At 44.6% G+C, this 20,920-nt stretch carries 16 protein-coding genes and 2 tRNA genes; 7 read left to right on the top strand and 11 right to left on the bottom strand.

Features of this window, described 5'->3' with window-relative positions; translation table 11 throughout:
- Positions 1-278 (top strand): IS5/IS1182 family transposase (locus K941_RS0109690; RefSeq protein ID WP_029103378.1); only part of this gene is annotated, 278 nt, incomplete at its 5' end.
- 248 nt (positions 279-526) lie between these two features.
- Complete coding sequence (locus K941_RS0109685; protein WP_029103461.1) at positions 527-1,495, top strand: LysR family transcriptional regulator; 969 nt, start codon at positions 527-529, stop codon at positions 1,493-1,495.
- A gap of 201 nt (positions 1,496-1,696) precedes the next feature.
- Here K941_RS0109685 and K941_RS0109680 read toward each other — a convergent pair.
- From K941_RS0109680 to K941_RS0109660, 4 genes are all read right to left on the bottom strand, one after another.
- Positions 1,697-1,773, bottom strand: a tRNA-Asp gene (locus tag K941_RS0109680).
- Positions 1,774-1,812: 39 nt separating this feature from the next.
- A tRNA-Val gene (locus K941_RS0109675) sits at positions 1,813-1,888 on the bottom strand.
- Between the two features lie 189 nt (positions 1,889-2,077).
- Entirely contained in the window at positions 2,078-2,794 is a 717-nt protein-coding gene (locus tag K941_RS0109670; protein ID WP_029103460.1) for a nucleotidyltransferase family protein, read from the bottom strand.
- Positions 2,795-2,948: 154 nt separating this feature from the next.
- The gene (locus tag K941_RS0109660) at positions 2,949-3,974 is read right to left on the bottom strand and encodes an aminoglycoside phosphotransferase family protein (RefSeq protein ID WP_029103459.1); all 1,026 of its coding nucleotides are present in this window, start codon (positions 3,972-3,974) and stop codon (positions 2,949-2,951) included.
- A gap of 449 nt (positions 3,975-4,423) precedes the next feature.
- Between K941_RS0109660 and K941_RS15445 the strand changes: the two genes are divergently transcribed.
- The 3 genes from K941_RS15445 (at position 4,424) to K941_RS17790 (ending at position 12,140) form a co-directional block, all read left to right on the top strand.
- Positions 4,424-7,399, top strand: a complete 2,976-nt coding sequence (locus tag K941_RS15445) for an LPS-assembly protein LptD (RefSeq protein WP_051226004.1) — start codon at positions 4,424-4,426, stop codon at positions 7,397-7,399.
- A gap of 86 nt (positions 7,400-7,485) precedes the next feature.
- Positions 7,486-8,487 (top strand): peptidylprolyl isomerase, encoded by a 1,002-nt coding sequence (locus K941_RS0109650; protein WP_029103458.1) that lies wholly within the window; start codon positions 7,486-7,488, stop codon positions 8,485-8,487.
- A gap of 383 nt (positions 8,488-8,870) precedes the next feature.
- Positions 8,871-12,140, top strand: a complete 3,270-nt coding sequence (locus tag K941_RS17790) for an autotransporter domain-containing protein (protein WP_029103457.1) — start codon at positions 8,871-8,873, stop codon at positions 12,138-12,140.
- Between the two features lie 399 nt (positions 12,141-12,539).
- Here the strand turns inward: K941_RS17790 and ccoP are convergent, their stop codons facing one another.
- From ccoP to ccoN, 4 genes are read right to left on the bottom strand one after another with little or no spacing between them, the layout of a single operon-like run.
- Complete coding sequence (gene ccoP, locus K941_RS0109640; protein WP_029103456.1) at positions 12,540-13,622, bottom strand: cytochrome-c oxidase, cbb3-type subunit III; 1,083 nt, start codon at positions 13,620-13,622, stop codon at positions 12,540-12,542.
- Positions 13,619-13,798 (bottom strand): CcoQ/FixQ family Cbb3-type cytochrome c oxidase assembly chaperone, encoded by a 180-nt coding sequence (locus tag K941_RS0109635; protein WP_029103455.1) that lies wholly within the window; start codon positions 13,796-13,798, stop codon positions 13,619-13,621. Before K941_RS0109635 ends, ccoP begins: the two co-directional genes overlap by 4 nt.
- Positions 13,798-14,436 (bottom strand): cytochrome-c oxidase, cbb3-type subunit II, encoded by a 639-nt coding sequence (gene ccoO, locus K941_RS0109630; RefSeq protein ID WP_029103454.1) that lies wholly within the window; start codon positions 14,434-14,436, stop codon positions 13,798-13,800. The genes K941_RS0109635 and ccoO overlap by 1 nt, the downstream gene beginning before the upstream one ends.
- A gap of 11 nt (positions 14,437-14,447) precedes the next feature.
- Entirely contained in the window at positions 14,448-15,938 is a 1,491-nt protein-coding gene (gene ccoN, locus K941_RS0109625) for a cytochrome-c oxidase, cbb3-type subunit I (protein WP_029103453.1), read from the bottom strand.
- A 616-nt stretch (positions 15,939-16,554) separates the two neighbouring features.
- On the opposite strand from ccoN, the gene K941_RS0109615 reads away from it, so the two are divergent.
- Positions 16,555-16,938 carry an SCP2 sterol-binding domain-containing protein gene (locus tag K941_RS0109615; protein WP_029103452.1) on the top strand — a complete coding sequence of 128 codons (384 nt, stop codon included), beginning with the start codon at positions 16,555-16,557 and terminating at the stop codon, positions 16,936-16,938.
- A 75-nt stretch (positions 16,939-17,013) separates the two neighbouring features.
- Here the strand turns inward: K941_RS0109615 and K941_RS15440 are convergent, their stop codons facing one another.
- From K941_RS15440 to K941_RS16485, 3 genes are all read right to left on the bottom strand, one after another.
- Positions 17,014-17,931, bottom strand: coding sequence for an OmpA family protein (locus K941_RS15440; protein ID WP_084137734.1), 918 nt, complete (start codon positions 17,929-17,931; stop codon positions 17,014-17,016).
- Positions 17,932-18,007: 76 nt separating this feature from the next.
- Complete coding sequence (locus K941_RS0109605; protein ID WP_029103451.1) at positions 18,008-20,362, bottom strand: YadA family autotransporter adhesin; 2,355 nt, start codon at positions 20,360-20,362, stop codon at positions 18,008-18,010.
- Complete coding sequence (locus K941_RS16485; RefSeq protein ID WP_147287556.1) at positions 20,343-20,549, bottom strand: hypothetical protein; 207 nt, start codon at positions 20,547-20,549, stop codon at positions 20,343-20,345. Before K941_RS16485 ends, K941_RS0109605 begins: the two co-directional genes overlap by 20 nt.
- A gap of 133 nt (positions 20,550-20,682) precedes the next feature.
- Between K941_RS16485 and K941_RS0109595 the strand changes: the two genes are divergently transcribed.
- Positions 20,683-20,920 (top strand): transposase family protein (locus K941_RS0109595; protein WP_029103449.1); only part of this gene is annotated, 238 nt, incomplete at its 3' end.

Genomic DNA, 20,920 nt, shown 5'->3' with positions numbered 1-20,920 from the left:
ACCCAAATTTAACAAATGCTAAGTTTATCCTAGCAGACAGTGGTTATCAAGGCATACAGCATTTATACAAGCAAGCCTTTACGCCACTAAAACAAACTAAGAAATATCCACTTGTACAAGAAGCCAAAGATTATAACGCATTATTGTCTAAAACACGGGTGAGAGTAGAACATATCTTTGCCAAGTTTAAGGCCTTTAAAATGTTCTCAACCACCTATCGTAAATCATTGGCAAGATTTGAACTTAGGGTAAAGCTCGTGTTTGGGTGGATTGGGTAGTTTTGCAGGAAGTCTATTTTTATTATTTATTTTGACAAAGACAAAAAAGACAATTTATTAACACACATCAATCATCATCACGATGAGGTTGTTTATTTATATGACAACATAAATGCCGTGGCGGTAAAAATTACGACAACTGATTTAAATAAAAAGTGCAATCTTATCAAGCGATTGATGGTGTTTTACAAATCACCAAAAATGAAATGGTGCAATTACATTAAATACAAAACATAAAAAGGGCAATTATGAATTTACAAAAAGTTGATTTAAACCTGATTGTTTATTTGGACGTGCTACTGCGTGAGAAAAACGTAACCCGTGCCGCCGAACAGCTTGGCATTACTCAGCCTGCGATGAGTAATATTTTACGTAGATTGCGTTCGCTGTTTAATGACCCCTTGCTCGTGCGGTCGTCCGAAGGCATGACCCCGACCGAGCGAGCCTGTGAGTTACAGCCACGCATTCGTGAGATACTCTCGGACGTGGGGACGCTGTTGGAGCCACGCACCGAGTTTCGTCCGTATAGTACGTCTCGGGTGTTTCGGATTATGACATCGGACTATGCCGAAGCCACGCTTGTGCCACGCCTTGTCAAAGCCCTTAGAAGCGAAGCCCCGAACGTGATTTTGGACTTTTTGACCCCGTCCGATGTGTCGTATCGGGACATGGAACAGGGGCGAGTGGATTTGGCGATTAACCGCTTTAATGAGATACCGCAGAGTTTTCATCAGGTGTTGGTGTGGCGTGATACGTTTAGTTGTCTGCTGTCGGCAGAGTCGCCCCATTTGCACCGTTTTAACCTAAAAAATTACCTAAAAGCTCAGCACGTCTGGGTTTCCAAAACGGGCATGGGCGTGGGTTTTGGGGTCAATCCTGAAAAATCAGGCGGTCTGGGTTCCATCGACCAAGCCTTACAGCGACTGGGACAAAAACGCCAAATCAGCGTGTTTACCCGTCATTATCAAATGCCTGCCATGCTCACCGCCAACAAAGACCTGATTGCCACGCTACCTACTCGTGTGGCAAGCCTACAAGCCCAAAATAATCCACAAATCGTGGTCAAAGAACCGCCATTTTTCATTCCAGAATTTGAGCTTAAAATGGCGTGGTCGCCCCTACTACAACACCACCCTGCTCATAAATGGCTAAGACAGCTTATCATTCATGTGGCACGGCAAATCATGACAGAAGAAGACGCCAAACTGCGTCAATAAAACAACCTTTGAAGCTGTTGTATTATTTTAGAATTTTAGAAATTAAGGTACACCACCTTTGATATCTCCTTGAAAACGGGCAATTTTTCTCATTTTATGATAAATATGAAAGCAGGTATACTCTAGTGTATAAAATAAAGACATAAAAAATCCCTAAGTCAGGGGAGACTTAGGGGATAAACTGGAAAAACCAGTTAAAAATGGCGCAGCGGACGGGACTCGAACCCGCGACCCCCGGCGTGACAGGCCGGTATTCTAACCAACTGAACTACCGCTGCTAAGGTCGCTAATCTTTTTTAACCATAAAAGATTTAAAATGGTGGGCGGTAACGGATTCGAACCGCTGACCCTCTGCTTGTAAGGCAGACGCTCTACCAACTGAGCTAACCGCCCGAACTTAACTTACTTAACTATTTTAATAAACAATTTAAACCATGTTTATTTGTTATGTATGTCGTTCGTTGTGGTGCGTATTATATAGATTTTTTGGTGGGTGTCAAATGGTTTTTTGAGAAATTTTACATAAAATTTATAAACCATTGAAATTTATAAAATTATTTTATAAAATTCTCCCACCCGTTTTTACCAAACGCCCCGAACATACCGCTCCACTTCATGCAGTCGCTCCATCGTGCCGACATCAATCCATTTATCACTCAGCATCTCGCCACTGACACACCCCCCTGCCATCGCCGAACGTAGCAGTGGTGCCAGTGGTGCTATCTCGCCCACGCCCACGCCTGCCACCATCTGTGGCGACATCACGCTAATGCCAGCAAAGGTGTAGTTGTTGCCATCATCGCTTTTTAGTCCGACCACACCCGACCCCCCTGCCGACATCTGTGCCAAAGCAAAATCGCCCGTGGGGTTATGCTCAGGATTGGCGGTCAGCATCAGATGAGCCAGATGATTGCCAAGACTGTGATGAGCCAGTCCGTCAAACGCAAACTCGCTCCACACATCGCCATTAATGAGCAAAAACGGCTCGTCTCTTAGCTTCCCATGAGCCAGTGCATAGCGTATGCCCCCTGCCGTCTCCAAAGTCTCGGGCAGGACGCTCTCATCGGATATGTGGATATTCACGCCAAAATCACGACCTTTAAAAAAGTCAATAATCACCCCGCCCAGATAACCGACATTTAGAGTAATGTCGGTAATGCCTGCCCGTTTTAGGCGTTCAATGTGCCACACTATCAGGGGCTTTTGTGCCACCATCACAAGGGGCTTGGGCGTGGTCAAGGTCAAAGGACGCATTCTGGTGCCTTTACCTGCCGATAAAATCATGGCTTGGGTTATCATGGTTTGCCTTTTATAAATATAGTTTTTATAAATGATTGGGTTTTTAAATTAATTGCCTTAATAAAATTAACCCCATCAACTTTAAAATTAAAAATATCAAATATCAAAATAAAAATAGGACAATCTATCATATCATCATCCTATTTTTATTTATTTATGCCGATATAAATACCTGATTATAAGCAGGCAGGATTTTTTGATAAATGAATTCCTTAAAATCAGTATAAATATCATCACCGCCCTGCTCACTTAGCCAGTTAAGCTCATGGCACAAATCATTCATCACTTTGGGGACGTTTTGCAAATAACGCTCTTTGCCATCTCGCTGATACAGACGAATAAAAATCCCCAAGACTTTTAGATGTCGCTGTACGCCCATGATATTGACATTTTTGGTAAAATCATGCAATGTCATGTTCGGGTTTTTTAATTCATAAAAAATCCCAATCTGCTCATTCACCCACGTCTCATCCACATCAATGTACGCATCTCGCACCAAACTCACCAAGTCATAAGTATCCGCCCCAATCACCGCATCTTGAAAATCAATCACGCCCAGCTTATCAGACGCTTTGTCTTGCATGAGATTGCGACTGTGATAATCGCGATGAACAATAACTTTGGGCTGATTTTGGACATCAGTGATGACTTGTTTTTTTAGTCGCTCCCATAATAACTCATCATCAGCGGTAAATGATACGTTGATATACGGCGAGAACCACTGGCTAAATAAATCCATCTCATCATTTAATTTCTCATCGCGATATACTGGCAAATCAACATCAATGTCCAAATCCTGTAATTTGATTAATGTCTCATAGGCTTTTTGATAATAGCGAGCCATATTTGCTTTATCGTCTTTGATTAAATGGGCAAATTCGGTCGTGCCAAAATCTTGTAATAATAAAAAGCCCTTGGCAATGTCTTGGGCAATGATGTCAGGCACATTCACCGCTTCACTCATGATACCTGCCACCGACACAAATTCGGTCACGCTCTCTTTGCCAGGCGGAGCATCCATCAAAAGATACGTCATTTCATCTTTATCGTGTTCGCTTGCCACCTTAAAATGAATGCGATGATAACGGCGAAAACTGGCATCTCCTGCCAAGCTCTCTACCGTAAAACCAGCAGTTAGGCGATTGTTTAAAAAATTCATCATCTCATCATGGCGAGTCATGGTATGCCCTTATGGTTAAAATGGTTCAGTTAAATGATTTGGTTAAATGGTTAAATAGGTGCCATAGTTTAGCGGATTTTTAGGCGTTACACCAGTCATTTTCGGTGTATTATTTTTTGACGGCAAATTTTTAAGACACGACAAAAACTAAGGCGTGCCTGCCTTTGGTATTTGCCATGAAAAACACCTATTTAAAAACAGGGGAGTTGCCCGTTTTTCAAGGAAAAGTCCGCAGTTGATATTGAAATATCAACAAGGATTTTGACTTCGAGCCACAAGATTTAGCCATTTTTCATATGAAAATGGATTGAAATCCCTAAATTTTCATCATATTTTTATAAAAATGTTATCAAGGGTAGGTACGCCCTATTAATTTTAAATCAAAAATAGGGTAAAATAACCAACTTTAACCAATTTAAAAAACACCCTAAGTCAATTCAGGTAACATCATGACACGTGGACAGGCAACGCAGAACAAACAGGACAGACAAAAACAGGATTTTTTTGGCAAAAAACACGAATTAACCATCTGTGTCGGCATGGCATTGTTTGGCGTATTGCCCACCCTAAGCCATGCTCAAAGTTTTGTAACATCCGATGACATCACACGCCCAAGCTCCAACAGCACGATGAGCCATACGCCCATGCCTGCCACCGTTCAAACGGTCGCAGGGGCAAAAGTAGAGGCTAAGACCGATGATGGTTTGGGATTTATTACCAACAATGACACCCAAACCGCCAATTCTGTCCCCACCATCACTCAGCCCAGACTTGCTCATCTGTCCCATCATGCCATCACTTCGCACAGTTCCCAATACAGTCCCGAATACCGTACGCAGGACAACCCACAGCTTGATGATAATCCATATCTTAATGATAAACTGACAGGTAGTGACAAACAGGGTAACACATCAGATCATAGCCCAAACCCCACATCATTTGTCACATCGGACATTCATGATAGCCAAGGCGGTCAGGGCAAGCAAAACACCACGTTTATCAGCAGTGAGAACATCAGCCAAGACCATCATGCCAACACACAAAAAAGCCAAAGTCTTGCCAAACTTGCCCAATATTATCACGCCAAGCCAAACACAGGCGGACACGTGGCACGCTGTGAAGGGGTGTGGGTACAGCCCAAGCGAGAGAGTCTAAGCCAAACTCTGGGCTATCGGGGTCATGGCGATGATAACGAGACTTTCTACGCCCAAGCTGACTACGGCTACTATGATAATAAAGACTACGCCGAGCTTGCTGGTAATGTCATCATCGAACAAAACGGTCAGCAAATCGTCGCTGACAAGCTCATCTATCAGCCCAGCACAGGGCAAATGCGTGCCACAGGGCAAGTGCTGTTTAGTGATGACCGACCGCCCAGCACTGGCGGTAGCAAGGTAAGTGGTGCAGGAATTATCGGGGTTGCCGATAACTTATACTACGCCGATGACGGCAGGACCGCCACCGCTCATGATGTCGCCTTTGCCAGTACCACCATGAACGCCCATGGACACGCCCACACCCTAAACAAAGTCGGTGACAACCAATACCACATGCAGGACGTCATGTTCTCCACTTGCCCGCCAACCGAACGCAAATGGCATTTGGACGCCAGTAGCATTGACATTGATAACGACACAGGGCGTGGCGTGGCAAAAAACAGCACACTAAGAATCGGTAACGTGCCTGTCTTTTATTTGCCGTATTTTAACTTTCCCATTGATGACAGACGTGCCAGTGGCTTTTTGTTGCCGACAGCAGGGTTTGGCTCGGACAGTTTTGAGATTAGCACGCCCTACTATTTAAACCTTGCCCCCAACTATGACGCCACCATCACGCCCACGGTGTTTAGTAACAAAAACCCCATGCTCACGGGCGAATTTCGCTACCTGACACAGCATGTCGGGGCAGGCGTGTTGCGTGGCTCTTATTTGCCCAATGACCGCAAATACAATAACGAAGACCGCAAAAGTCTGTTTTATGACCACTACTGGCAATCCAAACGCCACCCCCATCTGTCCGCCTACGCTCATTATCGCTACGTCTCGGACAGCAGTTATCTTAATGATTTTGACACGCTCGGCATCGAAGGCAACCCACTTAACTTGCCACGCAACATCGGGGCAAGCTACTATAATGACTACATCAGTGCCGACTTGCGAGCGGAGACCTTTCAGACATTGCACGGCACAAACAGCGACGGCACGACCATCTTAGATAAAGACAAACCTTACTCACGCCTGCCCCAGTTGTCGGTGCATTATCGCTTGCCAAAACTTGTCAATGAATTTGACGTGCTCAACCGCCTAAAAGTAGAAGGGATTCACAACTCTGCCTATTTTAAAAAATCCATCAAAGACAACTCCGAGACGGAAAAATCAGGCTTTCGCATGTACAACCAGCTCTCGGCAAGCTATCCGATGACTCGCTCATGGGGCTATGCCACGCCATCGCTTGCTTTGACACATCTGTATACGTCTTATGATGAGGACAGCCTTATCGGACAAAATCTCACCGAAGGCGAAGGTACTTATTCGGTGTTCGCCCCTAGGATTGGACTAGATACAGGGCTATTTTTTGAAAAGGCAGGTTCACCCTTTGGGCTATATGACGACAGCTTGGGCGGTCATCAAGTCATCATGCCACGCCTAAAATACACCTACACTCCCTACAAAGACCAAAGCAACATTCCCAACTTTGAAACTGCCATCGGACAAATTAGCTACGACCGCCTGCTGTCTGATTCGTGGTTCTTGGGCTATGACCGCATTGGCGACTTGCACGCCATCACCCCTGCCCTGCATTATCGCTATGTGGATGGGTCGGGCCTGACACGCTTTGACGGGGGCATTGCCGAGCAGATTTATTTAGATGACATTCGTGTGGGTGCGGATGACAGCCAAACCTTTACAGGCAGCACATCAGGGATGGCGTGGCGAGCATCTGCTCAGCCGACGGATAACTTTTGGGTAGAAGCTGGCGGAGCATTCGCCCCCAACTATGACCTAAGTGCCATCGTCGCCCAACTACGTTATCAGCCCAGCGATAATCAGCTGTACAACTTTGGTGTCATCGAACGCAAAGACAACCCCGCCACAGGTCAGCTTGCCCTATCGGCTTATACCGCATCTGCCGTCTTTCCCATCAACAACCGCTGGCGTGTCATGACCCAAGCCCAATACGACTACAAAAACGACCGCCTGCTCGATGCCTTGGTTGGGGTTAATTATGAAGATTGCTGTTATGGGTTGTCGGTCTATGCTCGCCGTTATCGCAACGACCTAAACCCCGAAGCAGGGGCGGATAACGCCATCATGGCGGAGATTCGCCTAAATGGCATCACCAGTGGCGGTAAGCTAAACCGTCTGATGTCGGATAAAGTCTTGGGTTATGACACTGTCAATCGAGCATGGCAGCAGGATTATTGATTTATTTAAATCATAGCATTTGACGAGATGATGATGAAATGCTAAACTGATTTGGTTTATTTATTAACTATTTTATAGGCACAACAATGAAACACCCCCTCATCCAATCCCTGCTTGCCATCAGTCTAAGCCTAGGCATGGCAACGGTCGCCAACGCCAACGCCAACGCCAACGCCCCTAGCGTAACAAGCAGTGCCGATGGTATTTTGGCACAGGTTAATGACGAGATTATCCTAAAAAGCGAGTTCATTACCGCCAGTCAAGCCATGGCTCGTGAATATCGTGACAGAGGCATTGCTTTATCTAACGCCGAAATCCAAAATCTTACCATGGACGCCCTCATCACACGCAAATTACAGCTTGGACTGGTGAATCATGCAGGGTTTAGTCCCAATGAAAATGCGGTCAATCGTGAACTGCTCGCCATTGCCAACAAAGAAGGCTTTGACAACCTAGCAGATTTTCAACGTTCGCTTGATGGCAAACAGGCAGGCAGTTATGCCGAACTTCGTCGTCAAGTCATCGAAGATGCCAGCCTAGTGGCACTATGGCAAGCCCAAGTCCGTCCACGCATTAACATCAGTGAGCAGGAAGTCAATGCTTTTTTAAACTCGCCTGAAGGACAAAAAATCCCTGCCGAACAAGTGCTTATCCCTGAATGGCAGACCAGTCATATTTTGGTCAAAGTTGACGATACTCAAAGTAATGCCATGGCACAACAAAAAATCAACACCCTATACAGCGAACTACAAAAAGGAGCGGACTTTGGGGCGATGGCAGCCACTTATTCTGATGACGCAGGCTCTGCCACCCAAAACGGTCGCTTGGGCTGGGTTACTGACGGGCAGATGGTCAAAGAATTTGAAGCGATGATGAAAAATACCGTCGCTGGTGATTTTTCCACCCCATTTCGCACGCAGTTTGGTTGGCACATCCTAAAAGTGGAAAATACCCGCCAACAAGACATGAGTAATGAAGCACGCAAAGACAAAGCTCGTGAGATACTATTTAGCCGTCAAGCTCCCCAAGCCGAAGAAGACTGGGTGGATGAACTAAAAGCTGGGGCTTATATTAAGATTTTTGAATAATTTGACAAAGATCAAAAGACGGCTGATGGTCGTCTTTTTTATCATCCGCTTTTAGCATTCCACCTTCCAAACAACTCAATTCCTACAAAAAACCAACCAACAATCATAAAAAAACTACCTTTTGTCAATAATTTTTCATAAAACCGCTCCTATTGCAGGATTTTTAGTATAATTGTATTTTTGGTAGTGGTCTAAAAAGTATGCCAAACTAGGTTTTCCGTTCGCCCTGAGCCTGCCTGCGGGTAGGAAAACCGTTAGGTTTCAAGCTCGCCACGAACGGTTTTCTTTGTAGCATACTTTTTGAACCAGAGCCGTATTTTTTATTAATTACAAACATTGATTTTATCAATCAACAACCTATCTTTTGAACCTAAGGGTATTTTATGAATCACATTTATCGTGTTGTTTTTAACCACGCCACAGGCACTTACCAATGCGTATCAGAGTTTGCCAAAGCAAAAGGCAAAACTAAGTCGATTAAGGCATTGGCGGTGGCAAGTTCGCTTGTTGTGAGTGGGATTAGCTTTGGGGCAAATATTGAATTCACAGATGGGCAAACGCACACCATTGAGGGCAACAGAGCTTTTGATGGCGAGGTGCTTATCAGTAGCCCCAATACCAAAGCAACCATTAAAGGGCAGTTGGTGTTTGGTAACGGTGATGACACCGATGCCACCATATCAAATCAAGCTGTTGTTGAAAGCAATAATGACATTGCGATTTCTGCTGGACAAAACGCAACGGTTGTTGTTGATAATGCTAGCCTAGCAAATAAAAGCGGCATTTTAGCCTTAGGATTGACGCCATCTAATACTGCCAAACTGATTGGTAGAAATGGTGCAAAAATTACCGCTTCTGGCATTGTGAGTATTGCTAATATAGATGATAGTACTGCTACGGTTGAACTTACAGGGAAAGATACGGTACTGTCAGCTACAGTCATCAATGTTGGCGAGCAAGCAGGTGCAAAAGGCACACTAACGCTTAGTGATAAAGCAAATATTAAGGCTGAACAGTTGCTGATTGGTCGTAGCAATAAAGCCACGGGCACACTTAATGCCAATAATGCTAGTATCAATGCTGATTCCATGGCTGTAGGTGTTTATGGTAATGGTGTTGCTGAACTGACTATCAGCAACCTTAATCTCAGCAACAGTTATATTTTAGCGGACGGTCAAGGCTCAACTGCTGATGTTGTGAGTGTGAATAGTACGATATTGGCACAATCTGCCGTCATTGCCACAACGGGTAGTGCCAACTTGAATAGCAGTAATGACACTTATCGCCTTCAAAAGAGCTTAATTGTTGGACAAATGGCAGACTCAAAAGGAAATGTTAGTTTTGAAAATAGCAATATGAGTGTTAAGGACATAAGTTTAGGAATTTTTGATGGCTCGCAAGCCGATGTGGTCATCAAGGGAAGCGATTCTGACTTCCAAATTGATAATGAATTAATCATTGCCAATGATGGCACAGGTTCGCTAACTTTGGATAAAACATCACTTTATTATGTTGGGAACGTTAGAGCAGGTGCGGTTTATATTGGTGGTGGTAGCGATGGCGGTACAGCTGGGACACAGGGTGGCACAGGCACACTCACCCTAAAAGACAGCACGCTTGTTACCAAAGAAATTATTGTTGGCAACACCGGCAGCGGAACACTTCGCCTCGAAGCAGAAAATACCGATGACTATCTGACAGGGCTGTATACCAACCAAATCAGCCGCAATGCTGGCTCTAAGCTGTCTGAGATTTATATCAATGGGGCAGAGATTGGCATTACCGCCGATCAGCCCAACCTATTTGCCAATTTTACCAAAGACAATAAAATTGAGCTTGGCAATAAGGGTGTTTATTTTGAAACAGCAGAAACAGCAAATGTACAGTCGGGTACAAATGTCACTATTAATCCCAATGCGATTTTGACAGGTCATGTTGGTGCCATCAATATAAATAGCTCCAATGATTCAGCTGGTTTTTGGAAGTCGGGTGCAGGCACGCTTGAAATCAATGAAAATTCTAAAAAGTTCACAGGGGACATTGCTGTCACACAAGGTGTACTAAAAATCAATGGCAATTACACCATGAATGGCGAAAATCTTGTTATTGGCATTTTAGATTGGAATGAAAATGGCGCACTAGATACCACAAACGAACATGGCAAACTTGTCGTAACAGGCACTGCCAATATCGCCAATGGCAACCTAAAAGTTTTTGCTGATAAAATCATTGAAGATGTACCTGCTGACAGTGCATGGAAAGATGTGGTTACGGCAGGCACGCTAAACGGTCAATTCAAGAGTGTGGTGGATAACAGTCCGCTTGTGGATTTTGTAGCTGATTATTCTGATGTCAATAAGGTGCATTTAAAATTAAAAACACAAACACAAACGCCAACGCCAACGCCAACGCCAACGCCAACGCCAACGCCAACGCCAACGCCAACGCCAACGCCAACGCCAACGCCAACGCCAACGCCAACGCCAACGCCAACGCCAACGCCAACGCCAACGCCAACGCCAACGCCAACGCCAACGCCAACGCCAACGCCAAGCATTGTCGGCACTTTTGAGATGGCTGTCAATAGCAAAAATTACAATTCTTTGTTTAATTTGGCACACATTTTGGATACAAACGTTCATGATTTTACAACAAATCCCCAAAATGTACTTGGTGCTTCTTTGATCAAAGATACTACTGGTAGCGACACTCCTAACTTTACCAAACTTGCCAATTTTGCCAGTCAATTACAGCCCCTGATGGCAGGCTCAACCAATCGCCTAATCGCTGACGGCACACAAAAAGTCGTGGGCGTACTAGATACTCGCACCCTAGAACCCAAAAAGAACCTTTGGGCAAAAGCTCTACACAATCAAGGCAAATTGGACGCTCATGCAGGTTTGACAGGTTTTGATGATAAACGCACTGGTATCATCGTGGGTGCTGATAGCCCAGTTGGTCAAAAATCCAACTTAGGGATTGCCTTGGCATACAGCGAACACGATGTTAAAAGCCGTGATTATGTCTCTCATACCGCTCAAGCCAACACCACCCAAGCCCTCATCTATGGCCATCATCAGCTTGATGAGCATACCACCCTTAAAGGTCATGTTGGGGTGGGTCGTAGCCAGATTGATGGCACACGTCATGTGGTTGGTGGTACTGCCAAGTCTGATTATGATGCCAAAATTGTGAACGCTGGCGTGTCCGCCCATTATCGCATTGGTGCAGCTAACAGACATCTGTCGCCTTTTGTTAAGATGGATTTTGCCCAAGTCAAATCAGACGCATACACCGAAACAGGCACCACCGCCTACAACCTTGCCATCAACGGCAACACTTATACCAGTTTGCAAAATAGTATCGGTATTAAAGGTCGTATCGGCTCACCTACGCTTGCCCTAACAGGTTTGTTATCGGTGGGAGCTGACGCAGGTAGCAGACGTAGCGACATTGGTGGTCGTTTTGCTGATACTGCCAACACACAATTTGGCGTATTGGGTCATGAAGTTGGTAAAGGCTTTGGGCAAGCAGGTCTTGGCGTGGTCTATACCCCAACAGCCACCACCACATTATCGCTTGCTTATGAAGGGCAATGGCGTAAGAACCATGGCAATCAAGGAGCCGTACTAGGCTTTGAGATGAAGTTTTGATTGGTAATAAAAACAAAGAGCTGTCGCAATGACAGCTTTTTTATGATCTATTCTCAATCATACAAGTCCCTGATTTATCAAGGGTAAATTACAACCCACGTACAACCAGAAAACAACCAACCAGTAATCAATAAGCCACCATGTTAAGTTGAGATTAAAAATTTTTTATAAAGATGATTTTGATATCTAATCCACCCCTAACAAATTTGATGCTTATCACAGGCTCTATCAGGGCTGACTGTGCACGCCCTTTATTGGCGTTATTTAAGATAAGCCCCTACCACACATCATTAAGTTTGTGGCAATTTTAAAGTTTCTTAGGTGTAAATTACTTTTACTTTATTAATTTGCATAAAAAAGACCTTACATGAAGGTCCTTTTTATGCGATTGACAATCCATCATTCAACAGGGTTTTGTGATAGTGAACGAACATAGGCAGCAAGTAGCATGATACGCTCATTACCTAGCTTGGTTTGCCACTCAGGCATCACACCAGCACGACCATGACGGATGGTGGTCTGTACAGTTTCACGGTCACCGCCAAACAGCCAAATATCATCTGTTAAGTTAGGCGCACCAAATGCAGTTAGACCTTTAGCGTCAGCACCATGGCATAGCACACAGTTTGCCTCAAAGATGGCTTTGCCTTGTGCTACTAGCGACTGATTAAGCTCGCCATTGTCCACGCCCGCACCATGCCCACTAGAAATAGATAGAACATATTCAGCAGCGGCACGAACACCAGACTCGCCCAATTGTTTTTGCCATGCCGCCATCGCACCAACACGACCGTTATGAATGGTAAGCAAAATCTCATCTGCATTACCACCATGCAACCAATCATTGTCAGTCAAATCAGGATAGCCTGTTGCACCTTTGGCGTTAGAGCCGTGGCACAAAGCACAGTTTTGTAAAAATAGACGGTTACCTACTTTTTGTGCTTCTGGGTCACCTGCCAGCTTATCTACATAAGGGGCAAGTAGTTTAACCTGCTCATCGATTTTGGCTTGCAAGTCTGAATCAGGCTCAGCATTTTTGCGTTGCTCAGCTTGTAGCTCAGAGAGTTTTGCCAATACAGGTACAGCATCGGTTGCACCAGCTACCGCCAAGATGTTTTGCTCAAAGTTTTCGGTAAAAACTTTATTGTTGGCTTGTAGTTGGCTATTTAGCTCGTTCTTTGATGTCCAAGGCACCTGCTGACCATCAACTTCTACGGTTGTGATGCCTTTCCAACTATTTGGCTGGATTGAAGGGTATAATACAAAGTATCCTAGACCCCAAGCCAAAGTCCCAAAGAACACCGCAAGCCACCATTTTGGCAGGGGCTTATCATATTCACGAATGCCGTCGTATGAATGTCCTGTTGTCTCATCTTCTTCTAGCACGGGCTTGGTTTTTAGAGTCCAAACAAGTACCCCAAAAATAAAAACCCAACAAGCCAGCGAAAAGATGGTAATCCAAGAACTCCAAAAAAAGCTCATTGTATATCCTTAGTGCGTTGTGATGAAAATTTTTCTAATTGATTGTCATCTAACGCAAGTTGTGCATCTTCTTCAAAGCGTTTTTTGTTTTTTGGTGAGTATGCCCACCACGCCACACCGATGAAAGCAATAAATGCCATCACCGTTGCGATACTATGTAAAACGCCCCAATTCATTAGCGTTGACCTTGCATGGCAATACCAAGCTGTTGCAAGTAAGCGACCAATGCATCAAGCTCGGTTGCCCCCTGTACTTGGTCAGGCGCCGCTTCAATGTCAGATTCGGTATAAGGCAAGCCAAAACGGTCTTTAAAGATACGCATTTTTGCTTGAACCTTACTGCCATCGACCTCATTCTTGGCAAGCCAAGGATAGGCGGGCATGACAGATTCTGGCACCACCGAACGTGGGTCAATCAAATGGTCAATATGCCACTGGTCAGAATAACGACCACCGACACGGGCAAGGTCAGGACCAGTACGCTTAGAACCCCACAGGAACGGATGATCCCATGTAGATTCAGCGGCACGGCTATAAGGCCCATAACGCTCAACTTCAGCACGAAGTGGACGAATCATCTGCGTGTGACAGACGTGACAACCTTCACGGATATAAATATCACGACCTTCTAACTCTAACGCTGTCCACGGACGCATGTTAGGAAGTGGCTTATTCACACCGCCTTGCTCTGGTGAATTTTGATCAAAAATCAATGGATAAATCTCAACCAATGTCGCAAAGCTAATCGCAATCACAATAAAGACAACGAGTAAGCCGGTGTTTTTCTCAACAATTTCATGTGTAATGTTAGACATGGCTACTCCCCTTATGCTTTGACAGCATCATTATCAAAGACTTCTTCACGACCTGTATTAACCTCTTCAGGCTCAGCAAGACGCTCAGGAATGCTAGGCATCTTAATGGTCTTATAACAGTTATAAGCCATCACAAGCATACCACCAACATAAAGCAGACCACCCAATGCACGCACCACATAGGGCCAATGTGATACCACGACAGTTTGGATGAAGTCATAAGACAATGTACCATCATCGTTGGTTGCACGCCACATCAAGCCTTGGGTAATGCCCGAAATCCATAGAGCGACAATGTACAGAACCGTACCTGTGGTCGCAAGCCAAAAATGCACTGTGATAAGGTTGGTTGAGTACATTTTTGCTTTGTTATAGATACGTGGTAGTAGGACATAGATAGAACCAATGGTTACCATACCTACCCAGCCTAACGCACCAGAGTGTACGTGTCCGACCGTCCAGTCGGTGTTATGGCTCAGAGCATTAACATATTTAATTGACAGCATTGGACCTTCAAAAGTACTCATCGCATAGAATGACAATGCCACGATAAGGAAGCGAATGATTGGGTCAGTACGCAGTTTATCCCAGCTACCAGACAAGGTAAGCACACCGTTAATCATACCACCCCAAGAAGGAGCGAATAGAATCAGCGAGAATACCATACCCAAAGACTGAGTCCAGTCAGGCAGTGCCGAGTAATGCAAGTGGTGTCCGCCCGCCCACATATATGACGCAATCAAAGCCCAAAAGTGAACAATGGATAAACGATATGAATACACAGGGCGACCAACTTGCACAGGAATGAAGTAATACATCATGCCCAAGAATGCTGCTGTTAAGTAGAAACCTACCGCATTATGTCCATACCACCACTGCACCATGGCGTCTGTTGCACCGCCATAAAGTGAATATGACTTCCAAAGACCCGCAGGAATGGCAAGGTTATTAACGATATGTAAAAGTGCAATGGTAATGATAAATGCCGCAAAGAACCAGTTGGCAACATAGATATGCGATGTTTGACGCTTGATGAGCGTACCAAAGAATACAATGGCATAAGCTACCCATACCAAAGCAATGGCAATATCAATCGGCCATTCAAGCTCTGCATACTCTTTGGCGGATGTCAAACCCAATGGTAGGGTAATCACCGCTGCCACAATGACCGCTTGCCATCCCCAAAAGGTAAACCACGCAAGATAAGGGGCGAACAGTCTGGTCTTACAGGTTCGCTGAACAATATAATAAGATGTTGCAAAAAGTGCCGAACCCCCAAACGCAAAAATCACCGCATTAGTGTGTAGCGGTCTTAAACGCCCAAAGGACAGCCAAGATGTATCAAAGTTAAGTGCTGGCCATGCAAGCTGTGATGCAATGAACACACCAACCGTCATGCCAATAATACCCCAAAATACTGCCATGAGTGTGAAAAGACGAACAATCGTAATTTCGTATTCATGGTCAACGGATGGGGCTACTGCTGTTTTAGATAGACTCATGGGATAGGTTTCCTGTGCAGCCCGATTTGTGTCGCTGTTTGATGAGATTAATCATCAAATTTACGTTTTTTAACTATATTTGTCTATTGTAACGCAAAATTTGCCAAATATCATCATCCAAATCCGCTTTTAGGAAAAAACCTTAAAAAAACTAAGGAAAAAATAACAATCAAACAATGACCACAATCTTTCCCATGACTGGCTTACTCACGATGAGTTTGGCTTGCGTTAAATCCACACTCACAATAGGGTATTGTGGCGGGTTTTTCACCGTGTATTATACAACACAATTGTAAGTTTTCGGGCATGTTTTGTAAAAAATAAATGAAAATTTTCACATTTTTTTAAAATTTTTTGTAACTTTTGCCAATTTTTGACAATTTTAATCAATTTTTTTAATCAAAAAAGACTGATTTTTATTAAGTTTAAAAACTTTCACCAAAATCATTTGGTTTTTATAAAATAAAAACTTAATCATTTTTTGCTTATTAATTTGATTTTTAAAAGTAAAATTGATGAAAATTTGATGAATTTTGTGGTATTTTTATAAAAAGCCTGCTTTTCAAATCATTTTTGTTTTATAATGAGCCATCTTATTTATCATCGAGTTATTTTTATGGCGAAATTTTTAAGTCAAGCATGGTTTGACGAAGTTCAAGCTCTCAATACTAAAGCAGGCGATTTACATCTACCGCCCAGCCTTGCCAACCTTATTGTCAATGTCAGCATCACAGGTGACGACCCTAAAGAGCTACATTTAAAAGCAGGTAAATTAGGTCAGCACCACACCAATGATGCCGTTAGTACCATCAATATCGACAGCGACACGCTCGCCCAAGTCATCTCGGGTAAAGATGTTAATGTTGCCCTAGAAGCCTTTATGATGGGTAAAATCCGCATTGATGGCGACATGTCAGCGGTCATGGCACTACAATCTGCCAAGCCCAGTAGCGAGCAAAAAGCACTTTATAAAGAAATTTTGGGTGTGACAGAGTTTTAAGCTTTTAACCATCAGTTTTTTATAAACTCCAAAACAAAACCCTGCCATCAGACAGGGTTTTGTTTTTAGGGATGATTACTGACCATCATTGAAATTTTGATACGTCTCACCTTGGCGGATCTCATGACGTGAACCATCATTAGCAAATGCATAAACAGTAACGTCAGCTTCCACACGGCGGTTTGGTTGCAAGCATTTAATTTGCTCAGCTCTTGGGGCATTGACATCACAGATGACATGCGGTAATGGCTGAGTTCTGCCCGCCCCTGAGGCAGTCAGCGTGCTTGATGTCACGCCTTTGCTAATCAAGTATTGGCGAACCGTTTGGGCACGAAGCATGGATAAGTTCATGTTATACATGTCATTGCCATAGCGGTCGGTATGACCTGTTAGGTTTACACGACTGTCGCCACGTGCTTCCCATGCGATGAGCTTGGTGGCAAGTTCATCTAGCTTAGCACGCCCTTCTGGGAGCATGTCTTCTAATTTCCACTTATCAAACTTAAATAGTGCGTCAGCCTCAAGGGTGATTTTTTCTTTGATAATCGGTGCTTGGGTGATGACAGGCGTTGCCACAGGGCTTGCAGGGATAGGCTTAGCATAGTGAGCACAGTCGGCAGGCATCCAGTAAAATTCTTGACCTTTAAACTTATCATCAAAAATCACTTTATACTGACAAATCTTAACCGAGTTGTCCGCTTGGTAAAACTTCATGATATAGTCCCACTCACGAGCACGATTTGCTTCGTTAAAATGTGGACGACCGATAAGCTGATATAACTCATCTTTGGCAACCCCTGGACGAATTTTGGAGAGATTTTCGCTGTTGGGGAATTGACCGTCTTTTTGCCATGCCTTATCAAGCTGTGGGAATACGATGTCGTCTTTGTTATCGATGGTGCCATGCTCTGTGATGTTTGAGCTTAACTGCTTGGTGCCCATGCAGCCTGTCAGTGCCAACACAGACAAGGATAAAAGTGCTAATTTGTTCATAATAATGTTCCTAGCTATTGTAAAAGTAAACAGGTTAAAAATTGCACACCGATTGATGTGCAATTTTTTTGTAAAATCAGAAGTGGAAGCCTGCACCCACCGCACCGCCGACGTTGCCTTGGGTGTCTGCCGAACCGCTCATCTTCAGTACCCAACGACCGTTATCGGACAGCTTGGAGAAACCAACAGCTACCGCACCTTCACCATTGTAGCTGGCAATACCACCAGTTAGCATGGATTTACCTGGTAGGTAGGCTTGTGGCAAGGTGGCCATCGCCATCGCTGATGAGACACCTGCATTGGCATCGTCTTCTACGTCATCAATGCGGGCATCGATGTGATTGATGCGGTTACCAAGACCCTCTGCCACAGCGTGTAGCTGACTGCCATTAATCGCATCGGTTGATGTTCTTGAGATCTCACCTGCGGCAACGTTTTGGATACGGCGTTCTGAGCCTGAAGCACCGACTGATACCGCCCCATTAGCTGTCGCACCCTCAAAGCCACCATAAGTCATATGACTGACTGTCGCTGTCTCCACCGTTCCTGTCGCACCTGCGGTGGTCGCTGATACGCCTTGACTGCCGTCGGTGTTCAAGGTTTTGCCAGTCGCTTGAGTGATGGCGGTGTTATTACCCAAGGCGACCGAGTTCTCTGCGGTTGCTACCACGTTGTTACCCACAACAAACGTGTTGTTAGTGGCGACATTGTTGTTATTACCCAAGGCATAAGAAGCACTACCACTTACAGTATTCGGATCACCAATGGCACCTGAATGACTGCCCGTGACCACGTTACCTGTACCGATGGCGATGGATTGAACACCCGCCGCTTGGGCTTTATCACCAATGGCGATGGACTGAGCTCCCAGAGCGTGAGCTTCGTTACCAATGGAAACAGAGGCATTACCATCAGCGGTGGTTCTAAAGCCAATCGCTGTGGATTTTGCACCGTTGGCTTGGGATTGATCATCATCACCACGCACACCGCCCACGCTACGCTCACCGCCGTTAAAGTGAATGTACTTGGTGCCTTGCTCGTTGATGTTTTTAATCGCAGTCAATACCGAGTTGGTTTCAACCGTGCCAACACCTGCAGCATCATAGGTTCTTAATGCCTCATCTGCCGTTAAAGTTATGGGTTGTTGATTGCTTGGATCATTTACATCTTTCTTTGGGTCAATCACAGTCGTTACTGCACTGCCATTGCCGTCCACCACATTGCCATTGATGTCCGTACCACCCACGATGTGATTGATGTTCGTGGTCGGAATGATGGCAGAAATCTGGCTTGTAACCACACTTGGTGCCACAGCCGTGCCAGAGCCGTCTTGTGCTGTGTTATAGCTGACATTACCCTGTGCGTCAGTGATGGCATAGACTGGGTTGCCACTGGCATCCACATAGGTGATTTTTGTGGTCTTGTTGTCCGCATTCACATTATAAGTAACCGTGCTGGAGTTACCATCAGCTGCGGTTATTACCACGGCTGTAGTACCTGTGCCGTTAATGAAGTCTACTTTATCACTTGGTTTAACCAGATCACGTTGCTCGCCATTGTTTTGCAAGTTCCAACCAGAATTGTTAATGGCATTCGCCACATCGCCTGCCATTGCAATCGCATTCGGGTTGGCTGGCGTGTTCACCGTACCATTTGCATTACTGGTTAATGGCGTGGTGTTCACTCTAAGCTCGCCTGTCGGCGTAGTATTTATCGTAGTGCCGTCGGTTTTAACGTCAATCGCACCTGTATTACTATTTACCGTCAAGCCACTACCGACATTTACCGCCAAATCAAAGGTTGTTGAGCCGTTTTGAGCAACAGTCGGTTTTACAGATACTGTCTTATTTGTAGAAACCACGTTTTCTTTTGACCCTGCGACTGCTTGTGTTAGCTGACTGACGTTTACTGCGTCGGTCGGTGCTGTACCCACAGCGACATTGGTGATTTTATTGCCACCCATGTCCACGGTAGAATTCGCACCCACAGTGAGAGTACCATTTGGATTAATGGCAACATTGTTTGATGTTATCTGATTCACAGCAATGTCATCTGCCAAGGCATAAGTTACCTTACCATTGACATCTTGTTTGACAGTCAGGTTTTTGCCTGCAGCCATATCAATAACATCACCTGGGTTGATAACTTCGTCATTACCCAAAGCTTTTGTACCGCCATTGGCAGAAGTTTTTAGGGTAAAGCCTGAGTTATTGATGGCATTGACGATATCGCCTGCTTTAACAAACTTATCTGCATCAGCTGTTATTGGAGCATCAATCTTGCCATCATTATTGGCATCTGTTAATGTTGTGGTTTGTGGGGCTTGAGCGGTTGCTTTTAGCACACCATTTTCAATAACAATACTTGCATTATCTACATTAACATCGTATTTAACTTCACTAGACTTGCCATCAGCCGCAGTTGTTACCACAGCTGATACCTGCACCATCAGCAAAGTTCACGGTGTCATAAGGCTTAACAAGGTCACGGGCTTTGCCATTGCCTTGTAGGTTAAAGCCGGCGTTTAGAACATCGCCTACGGTTGCAACGTTGTTGACATTTAGGTCAGCTGGCAACGCTTGTGCAGTGGTTACAGGCTGATTAGTCGTGTTGTACACATCGTTGTTGTGTATTATAACCAATTTATCAAAAATTGCAATATTAGTCGTGTTGTACACCAGAGCAATTGCACCACAACCATCGACAAACCCACAATAAATCATTAAAATGTGAGCAAAAAGGACATTCTTTATGCTCACAAACCCCATTGACTATTTATCACAGGTTCATGACCCAAGGCGTCAAAACAAAAACCTGCTACACCCACTTAAAAACATTCTAACCATTGCCTTAACCGCAGTTATCTGTGGTTATCATGACTGGGTAGATATAGAAGACTTTGGCAATGAAAACAAAACATGGTTTGCCACATTTCTTGACTTAACTCATGGCATACCCTCACATGACACCTTTGGCAATGTCTTTAAAC

This window comes from Moraxella caprae DSM 19149, assembly GCF_000426885.1.
GTDB classification, from domain to species: domain Bacteria; phylum Pseudomonadota; class Gammaproteobacteria; order Pseudomonadales; family Moraxellaceae; genus Moraxella; species Moraxella caprae.
The sequence above is the reverse complement of the archived record's forward strand: the minus strand, read 5'-3'. Positions and strand labels throughout refer to the sequence as shown.

Excerpts from the sequence above, each read along its gene's own strand:
- K941_RS0109685 (WP_029103461.1), top strand. The coding sequence starts at position 527 with ATGAATTTACAAAAAGTTGATTTAAACCTGATTGTTTATTTGGACGTG.
- K941_RS0109670 (WP_029103460.1), bottom strand. The coding sequence starts at position 2,794 with ATGATAACCCAAGCCATGATTTTATCGGCAGGTAAAGGCACCAGAATG.
- K941_RS0109660 (WP_029103459.1), bottom strand. The coding sequence starts at position 3,974 with ATGACTCGCCATGATGAGATGATGAATTTTTTAAACAATCGCCTAACT.
- K941_RS15445 (WP_051226004.1), top strand. The coding sequence starts at position 4,424 with ATGACACGTGGACAGGCAACGCAGAACAAACAGGACAGACAAAAACAG.
- K941_RS0109650 (WP_029103458.1), top strand. The coding sequence starts at position 7,486 with ATGAAACACCCCCTCATCCAATCCCTGCTTGCCATCAGTCTAAGCCTA.
- K941_RS17790 (WP_029103457.1), top strand. The coding sequence starts at position 8,871 with ATGAATCACATTTATCGTGTTGTTTTTAACCACGCCACAGGCACTTAC.
- ccoP (WP_029103456.1), bottom strand. The coding sequence starts at position 13,622 with ATGAGCTTTTTTTGGAGTTCTTGGATTACCATCTTTTCGCTGGCTTGT.
- K941_RS0109635 (WP_029103455.1), bottom strand. The coding sequence starts at position 13,798 with ATGAATTGGGGCGTTTTACATAGTATCGCAACGGTGATGGCATTTATT.
- ccoO (WP_029103454.1), bottom strand. The coding sequence starts at position 14,436 with ATGTCTAACATTACACATGAAATTGTTGAGAAAAACACCGGCTTACTC.
- ccoN (WP_029103453.1), bottom strand. The coding sequence starts at position 15,938 with ATGAGTCTATCTAAAACAGCAGTAGCCCCATCCGTTGACCATGAATAC.
- K941_RS0109615 (WP_029103452.1), top strand. The coding sequence starts at position 16,555 with ATGGCGAAATTTTTAAGTCAAGCATGGTTTGACGAAGTTCAAGCTCTC.
- K941_RS15440 (WP_084137734.1), bottom strand. The coding sequence starts at position 17,931 with ATGAACAAATTAGCACTTTTATCCTTGTCTGTGTTGGCACTGACAGGC.